The following is a 19057-nucleotide window of genomic DNA, read 5'->3' on the forward strand; positions in this document are numbered from 1 at the left end:
AACCGGATTTGCAGCGTTTTTTTGTGTAACTTAGGGAAACACCTCTTTCCCCATGAAGCCTTGCTATCTCATTTTCACGTTGCTGATCTGTTGCATGGCCTGCAAGAAGGACCTCATCCCGAAGAAAGAGGGGAATTTCAAGCTGAATTTCGAGCATAAAGTAGGCACATCCCGGCTGGCCCTCGGCACCGCCACCTATAAAAACCCCTCCGCCGAAAGCTACACCGTCACCGCTTTCAAATACTACATCAGCAATATTTATCTCGTGAAGATGGATAATTCCCTCCTCCGCCTGCCCGCTACCTACCACCTGGTCGACGAAAGCAAGCCGGAGTCGAAATCCATCCTCCTCCTCGCCCCGCAGGGAGAATACCGCGCCATCGGGTTCAAATTGGGGGTAGACAGCACCCGGAATGTCAGCGGCGCGCAGACAGACGCGCTCGATCCCGTACTGGGCATGTTCTGGAGCTGGAACAGCGGGTACATCATGGCGAAAATGGAAGGCGCGTCGCCGGTTTCCGCCGCGCCCGATAAAAAGCTCACGTTCCATGTCGGAGGCTTCAAAGGACAATACAACGCCGTGCAGGATATCCGCATCCAGACCCCGATCTCCATTAACGTGGGGCCCGACCGCGAACCGGCCGTCACTTTCACGACCGACCTCAACGCGTGGTTCGGCCCGCCGAATATCGTATCGTTCGCTACAACGGCCGCTATCCACTCGCCCGGCGAAGCCGCCTGGAAGATTTCGGTCAATTATAAAAACATGTTCCGCATTACCAACGTCACCGACCTGTGAAAAGATACGTCGTGTATACCTGTTTCGTGATGGCGCTCATCTGGGCCTGCCGTAAATCGGGCGACAATAAGCCGCCCGCCGGGCCTACGCCATACACGGTCTTGTTGCCGGCGCATTTCCCGCAGCCGGTGTACGACCTTACCCAGAATCCGCCCACGGTGGAAGGGATCGCGCTGGGGCGGCGCCTGTTTTACGATCCGCGGCTGTCGCGCGATAGCACCATCTCCTGCGGGTTCTGTCATCAGCAGTTCGCAGCGTTCGCGCATTTCGACCATGCGCTCAGTCATGGTATCGACAACCGCAACGGTTTCCGGTCCGTTCCATCGCTTTTCAACCTGCTCTGGCAAAAGGATTTCATGTGGGACGGGGGCGTCAATCATCTCGACATCCAGCCGCTCACGCCCATCACCGACGCCAACGAAATGGGGGAGGACCTGGGCCGCCTCATCGCCCGGCTGAACGCGGATAAAAAATACCGTTCGATGTTCGACGGGGCTTTCGGGCCGGGGGAGATCAACAGCCAGAAGCTGTTCCGCGCCTTGTCGCAGTTCATGGCCACCATGAATTCCTTCAACTCGAAATACGACAGCGTGCTTACCCACAAAGCGCAATTCTCGCCCGACGAGCAGGCTGGCTACGCCATTTTCCAGGCGAAATGTGCGTCCTGCCACAAGGAACCGCTGTTTGCCGACGGTTCTTTCCGCAATAACGGCTTGCCTTACAATGCGTTCCTCAACGATGCCGGCCGGATGCGCATCACCAACAGCACGGGCGATTACCTCAAATTCAGGGTGCCATCGCTCAGGAATATCATTAAAAGTCCGCCGTACATGCACGACGGCCGTTTTTACGACATGTTCGACGTTTTCGGGCATTACAGTTCCGGGATCGAACAAACGCCTACCATCGACCCGATTGTGAAAAATGGCATACCTTTAAGCCAGGAAGAGCAGCGGCAGCTGTACTTCTTCCTCACTACCCTGACAGATTACACCTTTATCCATAACAATTCGTTAAGTGAAATCTTAATTGATAATTGATTGGTTAGCAAAAAGTAAGGAGTTTTAGCCCCGGTTTTAACATACCTTATTGGGTCTTTTAACGGTTTTTGGCAGCATTTTTGCCAATTCCCCACGTCATGCAAAAAAATGTATTAAAAAAAGTGTTGAAGTATGCACTGTTGATGTTGCTGCCGGTAATGGCGGGGATCGTTCCCGCTGCGGCGCAGGTGAAAACAGGTGTAGGAACGGCCAGCTATTACGCCCAGAAGTTTCACGGGCGGAAAACGGCCAGTGGAGAGATTTTTGATAACAATGGAATGACGGCGGCCCACAATTCCCTTCCGCTGGGGACCCTCATCAAGGTGACGAACCTGCGGAACAACCGTTGGGTAGTGGTGCGCGTTACCGACCGGCTGCACGCGGCCAACCGCCGAATCGTGGACCTCACGCAGGCCGCAGCCAAAAAACTGGGATTCATCCACTGGGGATTGACCAAAGTGAAGGTGGAAGTAGTGACGAAAGAATTCGTGAACAGTCTTCCCATCCTCGACATGGCCATGAACCCATCATAAAAGCCTTGTGTTGGAAAACCCGTGAACGTGTAACAGGACCGTCGTCTGTTGTAACCCGCAAAACAAAACTTCGCACGTTCGCAAAAAAAATACCGGCCTTAGTGCCGGTATTTTCGTTTTCAGGAATGCGTTATTTCAGGGATGGAATTTGAAACATCCTTTCACATGATCGTCGACCATACCGCAGGCCTGCATGTAGGCGTAGCAGATGGTGCTGCCGATGAACTTGAAGCCCCGTTTCTTGAGGTCTTTGCTCATGGCATCCGAGATGGGTGTTTTGGCGGGCACGTCTTTCATGCTGGCGAACTTGTTGTGGATGGTTTTGCCGCCCACGAACTGCCAGATGTATTTGTCGAAGCTGCCGAATTCCTGCTGAACGGCGAGGAATGCTTTCGCATTGGCGATGGTGCCCCTGATCTTCAGCTGGTTGCGGATGATGCCGGGGTTCTGCATGAGCGATTCCACTTTCTTTTCGGAATACTTCGCGATCTTTTCCGCGTCCCAGTTATCGAACGCTTTGCGGTAGTTCTCGCGCTTGGTGAGCACAGTGTACCAGCTCAGGCCGGCCTGCGCGCCTTCCAGGTTCAGCATTTCGAAAAGGTGATGATCGTCGTGGCTGGGAACGCCCCATTCTTCATCGTGGTACGCGTTGTACAGCGCGTCCGTTCCTGCCCATCCGCAGCGTTGTTTTACTTTTACAGTTGCCATTGCTTCACTACGTCTTTTATCTGTTTCTTATAACCTTTCAATTCTTCCGCCGTTTGCTGGATGAAACTGTTGTCTTCCAGCTTGCCGACCACTTTCTCCATTTCTTCCGGACTATCGTAGGTCATCTGGCGGAAGGGGTTAAGGTAATCCTTTTCGCGCGATTTGAAAATATTGTCGGTAATGGTGGCCAGTGTTTCCGCGGATTCCGTGAGGAAGCTGCGCAGCGCGTCGGGCGTGAGGGTGGAAGCTTTCAGGCCATGTAAATCCAGCAAACAGCCGAGTGCGTGGCGGAGCTTGTCTTCCTCGTACTTGTCGCCGGTTTCGCGGTAAGCATCGTGCAATGCGTCCCAGCTGGCGATTTTGTTTTTACGGATGCGCTGCTTGATATCGTTCACCCGGTCTTCGGGGATCAGTTGTCCGCCCACGTTGTTCCACGCCGAGCGGCGGCATTGTTTCAGGAAAGATTGCAGTTCTCCGAAATCCCTGAACCGCGCGTATTCTTTCACGAGATTGCGCATCGCGTACAGCGTCACGAGTTTGCGGAACAGCGGGTATGCCTTGTCTACCTTCAGCAATTGCGTTTTGCGCGACGAATTCTCGCATCCTTCCGCGAGGATTTCCATCCCGGCAATTTTCGCGGGGGATTCCATCAATAACGCGCGGCCGGCTTTACGGTCTTTCCCGATCGCCTTGCCCACGGCGGTTTCGAACAGTTCCAGCGCGGTGAAGATCTCTTCCACGGAATCGGGCGCCAGGTAATCGTATTCGATGAGCTGGGAATTGTCTGTGCGGCGGTCGCGGTCCACGTATTTCCACGCGTTCCGTGCCAGGGCGTACATGTTGTGGAGGAACCAGTAGCCCGGCATGATCTTCAGCATATCGTCGTGCTCGTCGTTCACCACCAGGCTGAATGGAATGGTGATGTTCAGCTCGCTCATATAATTCCCTTTTGCGATGAGCGTGAAGGAAGCGAACATGGAATTATGTTTGAGGCTGACGCACAATCCCGGCCAAAACCCGCGCCCGGCGATGATTTCGCCATCCGCTCCGCGGGAATTATGGTTGGAGCCGATAGTGGCACCGGCGGCCATGTTGCTTTGCCCGAGGATGAGCGCGGCGCAGAGGAACGAATTGTTATGGTGCTGCTCGTGTGCGGGAAAGATGAGGGAATTGAGTACTTCGCAGCAGGAAATGGTGGCATTGTTGCCCAGGTACGAGTTGATGAGGCGCGCGCCGTATTTCAGTTGCGAGTGCGACGCCATGACGAACCTTACGGCTTTCACGCCATAGAAAAGGCGGCAGCCATAACCGATGATGCCGTTCACGATCTCGCAACCTTCGCCGATCTGCGTGGGCGCCGCGGCGTTACTGTTGACGGTCACGTTCTTGATCTTGTTGGCACCTTTGAGATAGGCGTCCGTCCCGATCTTCGTATCCTTGATGATCTTGCAGTTTTTGATGACGGAGCGGTCGCCCACTTCGCCATAATAACCGCGCCGCTTGTCGAATTTCTTTTCGGTGAAGGCTTTGAACTGGTTTTGCAGGGCTTCGTCTGCGCGGTTGCGCGTCCAGAGCCAGGCGTCGCCGGGGAGCATACCATCGAACGGCAAAACGCTCCGCCCGCCGTTTTCGTTGCAAAGTTCCAGCCAGATGCGCACGCTTTCCGGCTCGCCTTCCTTCACGATGCCGTTCCCGAATTTGCTGTGATCGGTCACGCCCATTTCGTTGACGTTGGTGATGATGACGTCGTTACCGATAATGTAATGCGAGAGGGAATTCACGTTATGGATCACGACGTTGTCGCCGATGTCGCAAGACGCGATGGTGCTATAATACAGGCCCACGGGCAGCCGCAGGTTGTGGAACTCCAGGAAGTAGGGCTCCAGTTTCCCGATGCGGACGATGCCGTAGAACTGGCAGTGCTGGACGAGCTGGGGATCGAAATCGTTGTCGACGAAAATCTGGTTCCAGTCGTCGGAGGTATTATCGTTGCGGACGAGTGTTTCGATCTCGCCGGCTTTCAGTTTGCGGTAAACGTTGGAGGAGCCGCGTTGCTGGTCGCGCAGGTAATATTCATTGCGGCCTTTCGGCAGATAGGGCCCTTCTACGAACTGGTAGCCCAGCTGGCTGAGGGGTTTTTTCAGGATTTGGTTCATACGCGGATTATTCTACGGTTACGGACTTGGCGAGGTTGCGCGGCTTGTCGACATCGTACCCTTTGCTGACGCCGATATGATAGGCGAGGAGCTGGAGAGGGATAACGGAAACGATGGGCGCCACCAGTTCGTCGGCCTCCGGCACCACGATCACGTCGTCTGCCATGGAGGGAATGGTGGCATCCCCGGCGGTGGTAACGGCGATCACTTTTCCTTTCCGCGCTTTGATCTCCTGGATGTTGGACACGATCTTTTCATAATAGCTGTCTTTCGTGGCTACGAACACCACGGGCAGGTTTTCGTCTACCAGCGCAATGGGGCCATGTTTCATTTCCGCGGCGGGATAGCCTTCTGCGTGGATGTAGCTGATTTCCTTGAGCTTGAGCGCGCCTTCCAGGGCGATGGGGAAATTATAGCCACGGCCGAGGTACAGGAAATCGCGTGCGTCTTTATATTTCTCCGCGATGGCTTTCACCTGTTCGTTGAGCTGGAGGGAGGCGGCCACTTTTTCGGACACGTCGTTCAGCTCTTCGAGCAGATGCTGGAACCGTTGTTCGGAGATGCTGCCTTTCGCCTGCGCGATCTTGAGCGCGATCATGGTGAGCACGGCAAGCTGAGCGGTGAAGGCCTTCGTGCTGGCGACGCCGATCTCAGGGCCGGCGTGGGTATATACGCCGCCGTTGCTGAGCCGGGCGATGGAGGAACCTACAACGTTGCAGACGCCGAGGATGATGGCGCCCTTTTCCTTGGCGCTTTCCATGGCCACGAGGGTGTCTGCGGTTTCGCCGGACTGGCTCACGGCGATGATCACGTCTCCGGGGCCTACCACGGGGTTGCGGTACCTGAATTCGGAGGCGTATTCCACTTCTACGGGAATGCGGCAGAGCTCTTCGATGATGTATTCGGCCACGAGCCCTGCGTGCCAGCTGGTGCCGCAGGCAACGAGGATGATGCGGCGTGCGGCGGTGAGCACGTCCAGGTGCTCGCGGAGGCCGCCCAGGGTGAGGGTGCCCGATTTGGCGTCGAGACGGCCGCGGAGACTGTCGAAAATGGTTTGCGGCTGTTCGAAGATTTCCTTGAGCATGAAATGGTCGTACCCGCTTTTTTCGATGGCCGCCAGCTCGATGTCGAGCTTCTGGATGTAGGGGGTCTGGATCTCGTTGGAGATATTTTTGAGGATAAGCTCGTCTGCCCGGAGGATAGCGATCTCGTAATCGTTCACATACACCACTTCTTTGGTGTATTCCACGATGGGCGATGCGTCTGACGCGAGGAAGTGCTCGCCTTTACCGACGCCGATCACGAGGGGACTGCCTTTCCTTGCGGCGATGAGCGTGCCGGGATTGTCTTCGTCGACGATCACGATCACATATGCTCCCACCACGCGTTTCAGCGCGATGCGCACGGCTTCTTCCGTGGAGCAGTTATTGCTTTGCTTGATTTCCGCGATGAAATGTACCAGCACTTCGGTGTCTGTGTCGCTGGAGAACTGGTGCCCTTTGTTCAGGAGCTCCTGCTTCAGCTGCATGTAGTTCTCGATGATGCCGTTGTGCACCATGGCCAACTTGCCGTCTCCGGAAAGGTGCGGATGGGCGTTACGGTCAGACGGTTCGCCGTGCGTGGCCCAGCGCGTGTGGGCGATGGCGATATGGCTGCTGACGTCTTTCCCCGTAGCGTATTCTTCCATCTCGGCCACTTTTCCTTTCTTTTTATACACTTTCAGTTTGCCGCCATTGAGCAAAGCCACCCCGGCGCTGTCATATCCGCGGTATTCCAGTCTTTTTAATCCTTTCAGAACAACGGGATATGCTTCCCGATGACCGATGTAGGCTACGATTCCACACATTGATTTCAGTAGATTAAGAGGTTAAGTGAAAACAAAAACGGCTTCAATGTAAGATTAATCAGGCAATTAACAGCGGGCTTTATAAAAGTTTTCCGATAATATTAATTAAATAATATATGAATAATTGATGTAAAATCAAATTGGTATGAGTGGTTTTTTCACCGGATCGTGTCGGGACTTAAAAAATATTTTAAAAAGTTGTCCGGGATGTCCAATTCGGGAAAGTTCGTGCATTATTAGGGTATACGAACAGATTATTCACCGATTTAAAATCAATATCATGTCTCACAGATTCAATCCCATCGAAAAAGGTTTCCCGGTTACCAAGGCATTATTCAGCATGGGCGCGTACCTGCACAGGGACCCCGTTGTCGAGCAACCGCTGCTGCACCTTATTTATCTGCGCGTTTCGCAGATCAACGGTTGTGCTTTTTGCATCGACATGCATTCCAAAGACCTCCTGGCCATGGGCGAATCCGCACAGCGCCTGCTCTTGCTCGACGCCTGGCGCGAAACCGGACTGTATTCCGACCGCGAGCGCGCCGCTTTCGCCTGGGCGGAAGCCATCACCCGGCTGCAGGACCGCGAAGTGCCGGATGATGTGTACGAAGAAGCCCGCGAGATTTTTTCCGAAGAAGAACTGACGGAACTTACTTTCGCGGCGATGGTCATCAACAGCTATAACCGTTTCAACATCGCTTTCCAGATCACCGGCGGCAACTACGTTCCCGGTATGTTCAACGCGAAAGCGGCGGTATGAACCATTAAATATTTAATTTCAAGCATCCTTTAAAATCAAACAAATGAAAGACTTCGCATTATTATTCCGTCAACCTTCATATGATTACCAGCAACTCCCCGAAGCAGAGCAGGCGGCGCTGATCAAAAAGTGGCAGGACTGGCTGGGCGGCATTGCCGCGCAGGGCAAACTGGTATCGCCGCCCACGCGCCTGATCCCCAACCAGGGCCGGGTGCTGAAACCCGGGGGCGTGGTGACCGACGGGCCTTTCGTCGAGATCCGCGAGCGCCTGGGCGGCCTCACGGTGATCCGCGCGGCAGACCTCGACGAAGCCACCACCCTCGCACACGGTTGCCCTGCCATCGAAGTGGGCGGCAGTGTTGAGATCAGGCCGGTAATGGGTTGATGAAAATTTTTTGACGCGGTTCGCCCGGGCATACGGGCGGACCGTTTATTTTGCATCCATGAGCAAAGAACGCGCAACGATCGATCAGCTGTTTCAGCAGGAATTCTCCAAAATGGTGGCGGTGATCAGCCGCCAGTTCGGGCTGGAACATATCGAAACGGCGGAAGACATCGTGGGCGATACATTCCTTACCGCCGCCGAAAACTGGGCGGAGAAAGGTATCCCGGAGAACCCGGCCGCCTGGCTGTACGTGGTGGCGAAGCAGAAAACACTGGCCATGTTCCGCCGCGGTACCACCTGGCAGGAGAAAGTGCTCCCGGCCGTAAAAGCCGGACTGGAAACGGAGGAGCCCGAAACCGACCTCGACTTTTCGGCCCAAAACATCCAGGACAGCCAGTTGCGCATGATCTTCGCCATCTGCAACCCCGCCATCGCGAGCGAATCTCAGATCGGGCTGGCGTTGCGGATCCTTTGCGGGTTCGGGATCGATGAAATCGCCGCGGCCTTCCTTTCCAACAAGGAAACCATCAACAAAAGGCTCTTCCGCGCGAAGGAAAAACTCCGCACGGAAAACATCCGCATGGAATTGCCGCCGGAACATTTGCTGGATGCGCGGCTCGACAATGTGCTGCACATTATCTACCTCCTGTTCAACGAAGGATATTACAGCCGCACGCAAGACACCATCCTGCAAAAAGACCTCTGCCTCGAGGCCATGCGCCTGGGCCTCCTCCTCACCGAATTCCCTGTCACGGCGCAGCCGCGCACCTTTGCGCTCATCGCGCTCATGTGTTTCCACGCTTCGCGCTTCGAGGCCCGCACATCGGCCGCCGATACGCTGGTGCTTTACGACGAGCAGGACGAACGCCTCTGGGACCGCGAGCTGGTCCAGCAGGGGATGCACTTCCTGGGGCTATCGGCCACGGGCAGCACGCTCAGCTCCTATCACCTCGAAGCCCGCATCGCTTTCCTGCATTGCCGCAAGGAAGATACGCCGGAGAAATGGCTGGAAATCCTGGCTATGTACAACGAGCTGCTCATCATCAACTATTCCCCCAGCGCCGCGCTCAACCGCACTTTCGCGCTGTACAAGGCACATGGGGCGGCTATTGCGCTGGCGGAAGCGGAAAAACTCCAGCTCACCGAAAACCACTTTTACTGGATGTTGCTGGGCGAGTTGACGCGCCATTCCGATCCCGCGAAAGCGGCCACGCATTATCAACAGGCATACGATCTGGCGAAAACGGCGGCGGAGAAGGAAGGGATTTTGCGGGTGCAACGTTCGCTGCATTTGGGTTGAATGAATAGGAATCAAATGATCCGGGGGAATCCGCTGTCCATTGCTGAAGCGTATTCCCCCGGATTATTTTGGGCAATCTGAAACTATTCCTCCAACTGCGCCCGCACCCGCGCCTTATACCGCGCCTTCCGCATGAGGCGGTCCTGCTGCTCGGCCACCGGTATTTTGGGGTCCATGGGCTTGTCGTTCACGTGCAGCAGATCCATTTCGCTCCACACATCGGATTCTTTTTCCGGCTGCAGTCCGCTCACCGCAAGGAACCATTCGTCGACGTTCCTGATCCGGCATTTATAAAAGTACACCGTTCCCTTTTTCAGGCGGAACGTAGTGGATTGTTTGCCGACGTACACCACCGAATCCAGGCGGCTGTCCCATGCCGGGGTGGCCATGAGCGCACTCCGGGCCAGCAATTCCTGCTTCCGGTAGCGTTCCGGGAAACGCGCGGCCTGGCCGATGTTTTCCAGTTCTTCCAGCAATTTCGCGCGGTAGAGGTCCTGCGCGGCGATGGCCTCGAGGAGACTGTCTTTCACCGGGATCCCGCGGCGCAGGTACATCGTAATCAAACTGATCTGCTGCCCCGGCTGGCGCAGTTTTTCGAGACTGTTGAAGAAGCGTGCGGCATTGCGGTTTTGCGTGCGGAAGGGAAGGAGCAGGGTGGCGAATTGCGTGATGTCGTCGTCGGGCGCTTCGTAACTGCGCTTGCCGTCGTTTTCGGCTTCCTGCTCCTGCGATTCGCTGACCATCGCCTGGAGCGCGGCACGGGCGTCGAACGCGATCTGGCCGATATGATCGGCGTAAAGCGCCGGCGCCAGGGCGTTACTGTCTGCCGCCAGCGCCATGGTCCGGTAAATGCTGTTTTTGTATACCGACAGCGCCGTGAGCTGCAAAAGCTCGGGGAACAGGCCGGCGCTGAGCTGCAGCGTGTCGTACAGCGGGAAGAACCAGTCGTATACCCGGTCGCCCTCGTTGAGGATGGGAATGTCTGCCAGCACCAGCTCCTTGAAAAGCGAATTGGCTTCGGTGGTTTTTTGCATGAGGAGCGCCCGCGCCACGGCCTGCTGCAGGGCGGAAGTGTCTTCCGCCGCGAGGTACGCGTTCTTCAAAAACGGCAACACATCCTTGTGGTGTAACATTCCCAGGCTGCCCAGCAGTTCGGATTTGACGGACAGGTAATCCTTTTCCTTCATGCTCCAGCCTTTCACCAAACGGATCAGCCCCGGCGCGTCGGCATCGCGGAAATTGGCGGAAGAGACCGACATCCGCGCGGATGCCCGCGTGGCGCTGTCTGCCGCGTAAAAATCCCGGACGAGCAGATTCCCGCGGGGCGAAAAGATCGTCCCGGTATCTGACTTATCGCCGTAGGGCTGAAAACTGTCGAAGAAATTTTTCACGAAACCCGACGGCCCCGCCGTTGAATCGATCAGGGCGGAAAGCAGGTAGCGCATGTGGTTGCGGACGATCACCTTGTGCAGGATGGCCCGCGAAGAATTGGTGTCGCGCATCCGCAGCAGCATGCTTTCCGTTTCGGGGGAAGAGCGGCGCTCGCGCGAGGCGATAACGAGGTGGTCGTCTCCACCGAGATCGTCGGCGATCCGCTGCCAGTACTCGCTGCTGTCTATCGAAAAATAAGGATTGTATTTGCGGACCATCACGCGCACCGCCTCACCGGTACTGTCTGCCACGAACCAGCGCGTTTTGGTGCGCGAATCTTCGCCGGAATGGCGGCTCCAGGCCAGCGATTCCTCCACCGCTTCGGCCATATCGTCCTGCATGGCTTTTACGGGCGATTGAACGGTGAATTGCAGCATGGTGTCGCGCTTGGTCATCGGCGGGCCGTACTTCGAAAGGATGGGTTTGAACGCGGCGAGGAAATCTTCGGCCGCTTTCCGGTTTTGCCTGAACCTGGCGGCAACCAGCACGGTATGCGGCCCCTGCACGAAGAACCGCGCGATGGTATTGCTGCTGTCCGCGTTTTTGTACAGCATCTCCAGGCAATCGCGCCCTTCCCAACGGATGACCTTCCGGCCGGCGGTCTGCCGGATGGATGCCGTGGCGCGGTAGGTTTCTTCGGCGAACGACAGCTCAACGGTATCTTCCTCCAGCCGCGTATAACCGTGCAGCGGGATCCTGAAAACCTGGTAATTATTGCCGGTCTGCCGGTCCAGCATCCCGAATTCCTGCCGCTGCACGGAGCCCGGGCCAGACATCGTGTTGGTGTGGAAAGGAAGATCGGTCACGTTGGCGCTGAAGCCCCCGTAAGCCGATGAATAGGTAAACGGCTGCACCACGCTATCCATGGAAGATTGCAGGCGGATGGACCGCAGGAAGCGGTCGCCCTCTGGGCCGGCTGCGTAATCGCCGTTCCCGCTGATCTTGAAAATGAGTATTTCGAACGGCGTGACGAAGATGCGGTAGCGTTGCAGATCGCCGCGGCGCGTCCTGCTTTCGATATCGAAGCCGGGCGCGGGCGTGTTGGTATTTTTCTTGATGGATGTGATTTTTCCCGGCACGAATTCGTACAGCGAACTGTCGATCTTTTTCATGACGTCGTCCGTTGTTTGCCCGAGGGTGGCGGCGTTCGTCCGGATGCGGCTGACGAGGTAATAGGCGCCGTTGGCGAGGTCTGCGTATTGCAATTGGTTGACGGCGCCAAGCCGGTTGAAGTTGAACAAGGTGCCTGGGAGCTCTACGTAAAAGCTCCGGTCGTCCGCGAAATATTCACGGAACTGAACGGGTGCGCGCATTTTGTCGAGCTCGTCTTTCTGTTTGCTGTCGCGGTTGGCGAATTGTACGGGGCGAAGTTTATACCCCATCTTCCGGAGCATGTTGATGACGCCGCGGTCCCCGGGAAGATGAGCGGCGCCCACACCGGCGAACAGGCTCGTTTTCCGGGCGATGGAATCGATGGCGCGGGCCATGTTCTCGTTGCGTTTATAGAGGAATTTTTCCAGGAACGCGGGTGATTCGGATTGCCGGTTGGAAAGGGAATCGAGCATATCGAGGTCGCCGCGGCGATAGGCATCGTTGAGCATTTCTCCCGATCCGCTCCGGTAGCGGACGGGCCTTTCGCGCTTGTTCTGCCGGTCGAGGCTCGCATCGCGGTAAGCTTCGAACATCAGTTTTTCGGATTCATCGAAATTCTCCACGCCGGTCGCTTTTTTGCCGAGTTTGCTGCCCACCTGGTAGATGTACATATCGAGGAAGGTGTTCTCTTCGAAATCTTCCTGCATGGCATAGGTGCGGTACAGCAGGTGGTTGATCATTTCCGGGCGATAGGCGAGCCCCGCCTCCAGCGCGTCTGCATACGATGAAACGGTGAAAGCCTGGTCTGGGAGGGTTTTGCGCTGCGGCGCCCTGCGGGAAGCCATGCTGCCGAGGAAGAACATCCGGCTTTTGGAGAAATCTTCCTGCAATTGTTCCGGATTGGTTTCCAGCGCCACCATGTCCGAATTCCGGATGCATTGGTAGAACGAATCGCTGAGGTGGAATGCCAGCTTGCTGCTGACGTGCATGGTGCCGAAAAGGTAAGATGGCTTTTTGAGCCCGTTCCCGGTGATCTCCCATAAAAGGCCCTGGTACCGGGGCTGCTGCGCCGCGGAAATGGTGGTAATGGTCAACAGGAGCGCCCCCAGTGCCAGTATTTTCCGGAAAATCATAAGGTTGAAAGGGATGGTGTTATCCAAATATACCGAAAAAAAGAGGGTGCATCATCAGTAATGATACACCCTCTTTTTATGATATGCCGGCCGTTATTTCCCTGCCGGCTTCAATTCGTTTTCGAAAAGCCGCAGAATGCGTTTGTATTCGTCCGTCCAGCTGCTGGGCTCGGTGAACCCATGGTCTTCCACGGGGTACACGGCCAGTTCCCATCCGTCTTTCCCGAGTTCTATCAACCGCTGGCTCAGCCGCACGATGTCCTGGAAATGCACGTTGGTGTCTACCATGCCGTGGCACATCAGCAACTTGCCTTTCAGCCCTTCCGCGTAATAGATCGGCGAAGAACGGCGATAGGCGAGGCTGTCGGTAAACGGCTCGTTGAGGATGTTGCTGGTATACCCGTGGTTGTAATGCGCCCAGTCGGTCACGGAACGCAGGGCTGCTCCGGCCGCAAACGCGTCGGGCTCGGTAAACAGGGCCATCAGGGTAATGAACCCGCCGTAACTGCCGCCATAAATCCCGATACGTTTGGGATCTACGCCGAGCTGCTGCACGAGGTATTTCGCGCCGTCTACCTGGTCTGTGAGGTCTTTGCCGCCCATGTGGCGGTAAATGCCCGTGCGGCAATTGCGGCCGTAACCCGCGCTGCCGCGGTAATCGATGTCGAGCACGGTGTATCCGAGGTCGGTGAGGAGGTTGTGGAACATGTACTCGCGGAAGTACTGGCTCCACCATTTATGCGCGTTTTGCAGGTATCCCGCGCCATGTACGAACACTACGGCCGCGCCGTTTTTCTTCGCCGCGTCCGGGGTGTACAGGCGGGCGTAGACGGGCTGGTTGTCGCGGGCGGTGAACGTGATCACGTTGGCCTCGCGCCAGGGATAGGAGCGGAATTCCGGGCTCATGGCCTGGTCGGTGATCTGCGTTGCCGGCGCGCCGGCGCGGTTTTCCTGGAGGTACATTTCCCAGGGATGGTTGGAGTTGGAATACCGGTAGGCGATCCATTTCTCATCTGGACTGATGCTCACGGTATGCGCGCCGCTCATGGCAGTGATGCGCTCGGGCTTTCCGCCTGCAACGGCCAGTTTGTAGAATTGCTTTTCGCCGGGATGCACTTCGTTGGTCGTAATATAGAAATGCTTTTTATCCCTGGACAACTGTGCTTCCTGCACTTCGAAATTCCCGGAAGTCAGCGCGGTCCGCTTGCCGGTGCTCACGTTCACGGTATAAAGGTGGCTGTATCCGGTAGCTTCGCTCTGGAACCAGCAGGTCTGCTCATCGATCCAGCCGAGGCTGCCCCAGCCGATGCCCGGTCCGCCGATCCAGGCTTCGTCGCGCTGGCGGTCTACCGGCGTGAGTTTCCCCGAAGCTGCGTCCAGCAGCATGATCCAGCGGTCTTTATTGTCTTGCGAGCGGATGTTCACGATGGCATGCGTCCCTTTTTCCGACCAGTACGGGCCGTTGATGATGACGGGCCGTGCGGCTTTGGCAGTATCGCGCCCGGGATAGTCTTTCGTATAATCCGGTTTGTCGTAAATGCCGGGGATCTGCGTGGTTTTGATGGCGAAGGAAGTATCTTTCGCCCTGTCGTACACGAACGATTCATATTGCGGCTGCGCTCCGCCTACTTTTGAACGGCTCCGGATGTCGGTGGTGTAACCGGTTTCGGTCACGAATCCGGGAACTTCCGTTCCGCGCGACATATCCTCCCGGAAAACGCGGTACACGACGAAACGCCCGTCCGGGCTCATTCGTGCGTCGTTGAGGGAGCGGTCGTCCAGGTAAAGGGAACGCAGGGATTTGGGTTTGGGGAGATTGTTATTGAATGCGGTAGCCGCATCGGAAGCGGCTTTCTTGTCGCGCAGCACTTCAAACAGTTCCTGCTGCTGGTTTTTCAGGTGCTTTTCCTGCCCGCCTGCGGAATCGCCGCGCTTGGCGGGTTTGGCGCCGGCCACGAAGTCGGTCAGCTGTTCGGTGGCCCCGGTAGCGGGGTCCCAGCTGAAGATATTGCGGTCGCGGCGGTAGAGGATTTTACTTTCCCGGAACCCGAATTCCGCGCCGGTCTCGAGATCGTTGGTCTGTGTAACGCGTGTGTCTTTCCCGGTTTCCATGTCGCGCAGCCAGACATCGCCCTGCCAGGTGTATACGAGCCGCGTGCGGGCGAGGTTGAGCTCGCCGGACTGGAGCGCCTGGATGTGCGCTCTTTCCGCAGGCGCCGTTTTCAGGGGTTTGTGGTTAGCGAGGGTGATGGCGTGGAGGGAATCGGCCGGGGATTTTTCCGGGTTCCAGTTGAAATAGATGGTTTTCCCATCCAGCCCCCAGAAAATATTATCGGGAGAAGTGCCGATCCATTTCGGGTCGCGCATGATCTTTTCCACGGTCAGGGTCTGCAATTGCTGGGCGAAAGTGGAAACGGGCCAGCAAAGGGTGGCGAGTAGTGTGAGGCGTTTGATGTGTGTTGGCATAATCTCGTAAACAGGCGATTGATTATTGGTTTGCTTGGAGATATTTTATAATTTGATGCACAAGATACTAAACAAGACAACCCGATGATGCGTAAAATGATGGCCGGTGCTTTCCTGTTGGCACTTACAGCGGGATGCGGGCCGGCGAAGCAAAAGGAGCGGGCCACCACGCCCGTGGCGGAAGATACCACGTTCCTGACGGGTACCTTTTTCCTCGTCCGCCACGCCGAGAAAAATCCCGGTGCCGACTCAACGCTCACCGCCGCCGGGGAGCGCCGTGCCGGAAAGCTGTACCAGCTGCTGAAGGATTCCGCCATCCAGCGCATCTATTCCACCCCCTTCCGCCGTACCATGCAAACGGGCGATTCCCTCCGCATCCGCCTCGGGATCGATACGGTGACCTATCCCGCAGACAGTACCGGGGAGGGCTTGCTATACGAGATTTCCCGCCGGGGCGACTGGGGAAAGCGCATCCTCGTGATCGGCCACAGCAACACGCTGCTGCCGCTCATGCGCAGTCTCAACGCCAAGCCGGATATCGACAGCATCGCCGATAAGGATTACAGCAATCTCTTCATCATCCGGAAAACACGGAAAGACAGCCGTTACATCCGCAAACGGTATTGATTTACAACAGGATTCCCTGGAGGAACATATACGCTACCGAGAAGTAGATGAGCAGTCCCGTTACGTCTACCAGCGTAGCTACGAACGGTGCGCTGGAGCTGGCGGGGTCGGCGCCGGCTTTTTTCAGTAACAGCGGCAGCATGGAACCGGAGAAGGTCCCCCATAGCACCACGCCTATCAGCGAAACGCCGAGGGTGGCGGCGATGAGAAGGGTATGGTCGCCGTAGGTATGGAAGAAGTGGTTCCAGACGAGGATGCGGACGAAGCCGATGAGGCCCAGCACGCTGCCCAGCATGAGGCCCGACAGGATTTCGCGGCGCATGACGCGCCACCAGTCCCTGATCGTGATCTCACCCAGTGCCATGGCCTGGATGATGAGGGTAGACGCCTGCGAGCCGCTGTTGCCGCCGCTGGAAATGATGAGGGGGATGAACATGGCGAGCACCACCGCCTTGGCGATCTCGTCTTCGAAATAAGCCATCACGGAGGCGGTTAGCATTTCACCTATAAATAATATCACCAGCCAGCCCACGCGCTTTTTGATGAGGCGCAGCAGCGGCATGTCCAGGTACGGCTCGTCCAGGGCTTCGGTACCACCGATCTTCTGGATGTCTTCGGTATGTTCTTCATTGGCGATCCAGAGGATGTCGTCGATCGTCACGATCCCGAGCATGACGCCTTTATCGTCGAGCACGGGAAGGGCCACACGGTTTTCCAGGCGGAAGGTCTGGATGGCTTCTTCCTGGTCGTCGTTCACATTGAGGGCCACGAACCGGTCGTCCATTAAAGATTCCACGGGGGTTTCGGGGGAAACGAGGAGGAATTCCCGGATCCGGAAATCGTCCAACAGTTTGCCCTGACGGTCGATGACATAGATCACGTCGATCGTTTCGGAGTCCTTGCCGTACATGCGGATGTGGTTCAGCACTTTGGCGACGGTCCAGTGGGAGCGCGCAGCGATGTAATCGGGCGTCATGAGGCGGCCCACGCTGTTTTCCTTGTATCCGAGGAGGGAGAGGGTCACTTTCCTTTCTTCGGGGTCGAGGAGTTTGATGAGTTCCTGCACGGCCTGCGAAGGCAGTTCTTCGAGGAAGGCGGTGCGGTCGTCGGGCGGGAGCTCGTTGAGGAGCTCTGCGGTTTTGTGGGCGGGGAGGTCTTTGATGATCTCTTCCTGCGTGGGGAATTCCAGGATGCGGAATGCCGCGGCGGCGCGGCTTAAGGTCAGGTGGTTAATGATGAGGGGCCCCTGCTCCGGGTCTTCGTAGATCAGCTCGGCGATGTCCGTAATAAGCTGATCGTCCAGGAACGACCGTAGTTCCTGGGGTTGCTGCTCACGGGCCAATTGCTCGAACTTTTCCAGTAAAGCTTCATTTTCCATATATCCTGACTCTTGCGCGAAAATAGGTAATTACTGCATGATCTCCTGAACGTGACGGCGGATATTGGCCGAGATGGTTTCCGTGGGGAGATCGTTGGCGTCCTTGCCGAAGGGGTCTTCGATTTCTTCGGCGATCAGTTCGAGGCTGGCCAGCACATAGAAAATGAAAACGACCATGGGCACAACGAGGTAGCCTAAACCGAAAACGTATCCCATGGGCAGGGTCATCACGTAGAAGAAAATGAATTTCTTGAGGAAAACGCTGTAGGAGAAGGGGATGGGCGTATTCTTGATACGCTCGCAGGCGCCGCAGATATCCGTAAATGATTCCAGTTGCGTGTTGAGGGTGATGAGCTGGTCGCCGGAGATGACCTGCTGGCGGTGGAGCTCGTTGATTTTTTCCATGATGAGGGTGGCCATCCGGTTGGGGACGTGGATCCCCTTGCCGAGGCGCTCCAGTTCATCTTCCGGCATATTCTCCAGCTTGTCCGGATGGAATTCCCCGCGCAGATGGTCTTTCAGGACAAAAGCGTAGTTCGGTATCATATGTGCGAACCAAGCCACCGCCGGGTGCCCCGTGGGCAGCATGGCCTTCAGTTTCATGGCGAGATTGCGGCTGCTGTTCACCAATCCTCCCCACTGCCTGCGGCCCTCCCACCAACGGTCGTACGCCGTGTTGGTGCGGAATACCAGCAGCATCGAGATCACAAAACCCAACAGGCCGTGCATGGCCGAAATGTTCTTCAGATGGTCCCGCTCCGCCTGCGCACGGATAAACGTCAGTTCCAGCCAGGCGATAACGCAGCTGTACAAAGCAATAGCGATGAACATCGGGAACAGCTTCTTCACCGTATCCGCCCGGTGGATGCGGAAAATGAAGGTAAACCAGTCTGTAGGATTATAGTTGATCATGCCGCAAAAATAATAACCCTCCCGCTTATTTTGATTAGTGCCGGTATTAGTGTTAAATTACGCCCTGCTTATCTATTCCCAAGTCATTTATGATCAAGCCGTATTTGTACATACAGAAGACGAAAGAAAAAGGCCGCGGTGTTTTCACCAAGGAAGCCATTCCCGCAGGTACTACCATCGAAGTGTCGCCCGTACTGGTGCTGTCCAACAGCGATACCCAGATCGCCGACACGACCAAGCTGCATAATTACATCTTCCTCTGGGGAGTGAGGGAAACCCGCTCCTGCGTGGCCCTCGGCTACTGCTCCATCTATAACCACTCTTACGACCCGAACTGCGAGTACGAGATGGATTTCGATGCGGAAACCATGGCCATCAAAACCCGCCGCGCCATCAAAAAAGGCGAGGAACTGCAGATCAACTACAACGGCGATCCGGAAGACGATTCCTCCGTTTGGTTCGACGTGAAGCGGAAATAATTCCCCCGCAAA

General features: G+C 56.2%; 15 protein-coding genes. 8 read left to right on the forward strand and 7 right to left on the reverse strand.

The window, feature by feature from the left end; all coding sequences use genetic code 11:
* Positions 1-52 precede the first annotated feature (52 nt).
* From ACQKLP_RS07225 to ACQKLP_RS07235, 3 genes are all read left to right on the forward strand, one after another.
* Positions 53-799: an MbnP family protein gene (locus ACQKLP_RS07225; RefSeq protein WP_427321451.1), complete on the forward strand. Its 747-nt coding sequence runs from the start codon at positions 53-55 to the stop codon at positions 797-799.
* On the forward strand, positions 796-1839 hold the full coding sequence (locus ACQKLP_RS07230; protein WP_427321453.1) for a cytochrome-c peroxidase: 1044 nt from the start codon (positions 796-798) through the stop codon (positions 1837-1839). The genes ACQKLP_RS07225 and ACQKLP_RS07230 overlap by 4 nt, the downstream gene beginning before the upstream one ends.
* 122 nt (positions 1840-1961) lie before the next feature.
* The gene (locus tag ACQKLP_RS07235) at positions 1962-2372 is read left to right on the forward strand and encodes a septal ring lytic transglycosylase RlpA family protein (protein WP_427321455.1); all 411 of its coding nucleotides are present in this window, start codon (positions 1962-1964) and stop codon (positions 2370-2372) included.
* Positions 2373-2507: 135 nt separating this feature from the next.
* On the opposite strand, the gene ACQKLP_RS07240 is transcribed toward ACQKLP_RS07235, so the two are convergent.
* Genes ACQKLP_RS07240 through glmS form a run of 3 tightly spaced genes read right to left on the reverse strand, consistent with a single transcriptional unit; the run spans position 2508 to position 7082 of the window.
* Positions 2508-3080: a DNA-3-methyladenine glycosylase I gene (locus ACQKLP_RS07240; RefSeq protein WP_427321457.1), complete on the reverse strand. Its 573-nt coding sequence runs from the start codon at positions 3078-3080 to the stop codon at positions 2508-2510.
* Positions 3068-5236: a DUF4954 family protein gene (locus tag ACQKLP_RS07245; RefSeq protein ID WP_427321459.1), complete on the reverse strand. Its 2169-nt coding sequence runs from the start codon at positions 5234-5236 to the stop codon at positions 3068-3070. Before ACQKLP_RS07245 ends, ACQKLP_RS07240 begins: the two co-directional genes overlap by 13 nt.
* Positions 5237-5243: 7 nt before the next feature.
* The gene (glmS, locus tag ACQKLP_RS07250) at positions 5244-7082 is read right to left on the reverse strand and encodes a glutamine--fructose-6-phosphate transaminase (isomerizing) (protein ID WP_427321461.1); all 1839 of its coding nucleotides are present in this window, start codon (positions 7080-7082) and stop codon (positions 5244-5246) included.
* A 280-nt stretch (positions 7083-7362) separates the two neighbouring features.
* Here glmS and ACQKLP_RS07255 point away from each other — a divergent pair, with 280 nt between their 5' ends.
* From ACQKLP_RS07255 to ACQKLP_RS07265, 3 genes are read left to right on the forward strand one after another with little or no spacing between them, the layout of a single operon-like run.
* Entirely contained in the window at positions 7363-7842 is a 480-nt protein-coding gene (locus tag ACQKLP_RS07255) for a carboxymuconolactone decarboxylase family protein (protein WP_427321462.1), read from the forward strand.
* A 43-nt stretch (positions 7843-7885) separates the two neighbouring features.
* Positions 7886-8227 carry a YciI family protein gene (locus tag ACQKLP_RS07260; protein WP_427321464.1) on the forward strand — a complete coding sequence of 114 codons (342 nt, stop codon included), beginning with the start codon at positions 7886-7888 and terminating at the stop codon, positions 8225-8227.
* Between the two features lie 58 nt (positions 8228-8285).
* Positions 8286-9527: an RNA polymerase sigma factor gene (locus tag ACQKLP_RS07265; RefSeq protein WP_427321466.1), complete on the forward strand. Its 1242-nt coding sequence runs from the start codon at positions 8286-8288 to the stop codon at positions 9525-9527.
* 83 nt (positions 9528-9610) lie between these two features.
* Here ACQKLP_RS07265 and ACQKLP_RS07270 read toward each other — a convergent pair whose 3' ends face one another.
* Together ACQKLP_RS07270 and ACQKLP_RS07275 are read right to left on the reverse strand one after the other, a co-directional pair.
* Positions 9611-13210, reverse strand: a complete 3600-nt coding sequence (locus ACQKLP_RS07270) for a TraB/GumN family protein (protein WP_427321468.1) — start codon at positions 13208-13210, stop codon at positions 9611-9613.
* A 66-nt stretch (positions 13211-13276) separates the two neighbouring features.
* Entirely contained in the window at positions 13277-15649 is a 2373-nt protein-coding gene (locus ACQKLP_RS07275) for a prolyl oligopeptidase family serine peptidase (protein WP_427321470.1), read from the reverse strand.
* An 84-nt stretch (positions 15650-15733) separates the two neighbouring features.
* Between ACQKLP_RS07275 and ACQKLP_RS07280 the strand changes: the two genes are divergently transcribed.
* Positions 15734-16276 carry a histidine phosphatase family protein gene (locus ACQKLP_RS07280; RefSeq protein ID WP_427321472.1) on the forward strand — a complete coding sequence of 181 codons (543 nt, stop codon included), beginning with the start codon at positions 15734-15736 and terminating at the stop codon, positions 16274-16276.
* Between the two features lies 1 nt (position 16277).
* On the opposite strand, the gene mgtE is transcribed toward ACQKLP_RS07280, so the two are convergent.
* The gene (gene mgtE / locus ACQKLP_RS07285; protein WP_427321474.1) at positions 16278-17654 is read right to left on the reverse strand and encodes a magnesium transporter; all 1377 of its coding nucleotides are present in this window, start codon (positions 17652-17654) and stop codon (positions 16278-16280) included.
* A gap of 30 nt (positions 17655-17684) precedes the next feature.
* Positions 17685-18566, reverse strand: a complete 882-nt coding sequence (locus ACQKLP_RS07290) for a bestrophin family protein (protein ID WP_427321476.1) — start codon at positions 18564-18566, stop codon at positions 17685-17687.
* Positions 18567-18655: 89 nt separating this feature from the next.
* On the opposite strand from ACQKLP_RS07290, the gene ACQKLP_RS07295 reads away from it, so the two are divergent.
* Positions 18656-19045, forward strand: coding sequence for an SET domain-containing protein (locus tag ACQKLP_RS07295; RefSeq protein ID WP_427321478.1), 390 nt, complete (start codon positions 18656-18658; stop codon positions 19043-19045).
* Positions 19046-19057 lie beyond the last annotated feature (12 nt).

It is taken from the genome of Chitinophaga sp. NPDC101104, from assembly GCF_050277495.1.
GTDB lineage: Bacteria > Bacteroidota > Bacteroidia > Chitinophagales > Chitinophagaceae > Chitinophaga.

Bases quoted from the DNA above. Each gene is read 5' to 3' on its own strand.
- ACQKLP_RS07295 (WP_427321478.1), top strand. From the start codon at position 18,656: ATGATCAAGCCGTATTTGTACATACAGAAGACGAAAGAAAAAGGCCGC.
- ACQKLP_RS07275 (WP_427321470.1), bottom strand. From the start codon at position 15,649: ATGCCAACACACATCAAACGCCTCACACTACTCGCCACCCTTTGCTGG.
- ACQKLP_RS07255 (WP_427321462.1), top strand. From the start codon at position 7,363: ATGTCTCACAGATTCAATCCCATCGAAAAAGGTTTCCCGGTTACCAAG.
- ACQKLP_RS07260 (WP_427321464.1), top strand. From the start codon at position 7,886: ATGAAAGACTTCGCATTATTATTCCGTCAACCTTCATATGATTACCAG.
- ACQKLP_RS07225 (WP_427321451.1), top strand. From the start codon at position 53: ATGAAGCCTTGCTATCTCATTTTCACGTTGCTGATCTGTTGCATGGCC.
- ACQKLP_RS07245 (WP_427321459.1), bottom strand. From the start codon at position 5,236: ATGAACCAAATCCTGAAAAAACCCCTCAGCCAGCTGGGCTACCAGTTC.
- ACQKLP_RS07265 (WP_427321466.1), top strand. From the start codon at position 8,286: ATGAGCAAAGAACGCGCAACGATCGATCAGCTGTTTCAGCAGGAATTC.
- ACQKLP_RS07240 (WP_427321457.1), bottom strand. From the start codon at position 3,080: ATGGCAACTGTAAAAGTAAAACAACGCTGCGGATGGGCAGGAACGGAC.
- mgtE (WP_427321474.1), bottom strand. From the start codon at position 17,654: ATGGAAAATGAAGCTTTACTGGAAAAGTTCGAGCAATTGGCCCGTGAG.
- ACQKLP_RS07280 (WP_427321472.1), top strand. From the start codon at position 15,734: ATGATGCGTAAAATGATGGCCGGTGCTTTCCTGTTGGCACTTACAGCG.
- glmS (WP_427321461.1), bottom strand. From the start codon at position 7,082: ATGTGTGGAATCGTAGCCTACATCGGTCATCGGGAAGCATATCCCGTT.
- ACQKLP_RS07290 (WP_427321476.1), bottom strand. From the start codon at position 18,566: ATGATCAACTATAATCCTACAGACTGGTTTACCTTCATTTTCCGCATC.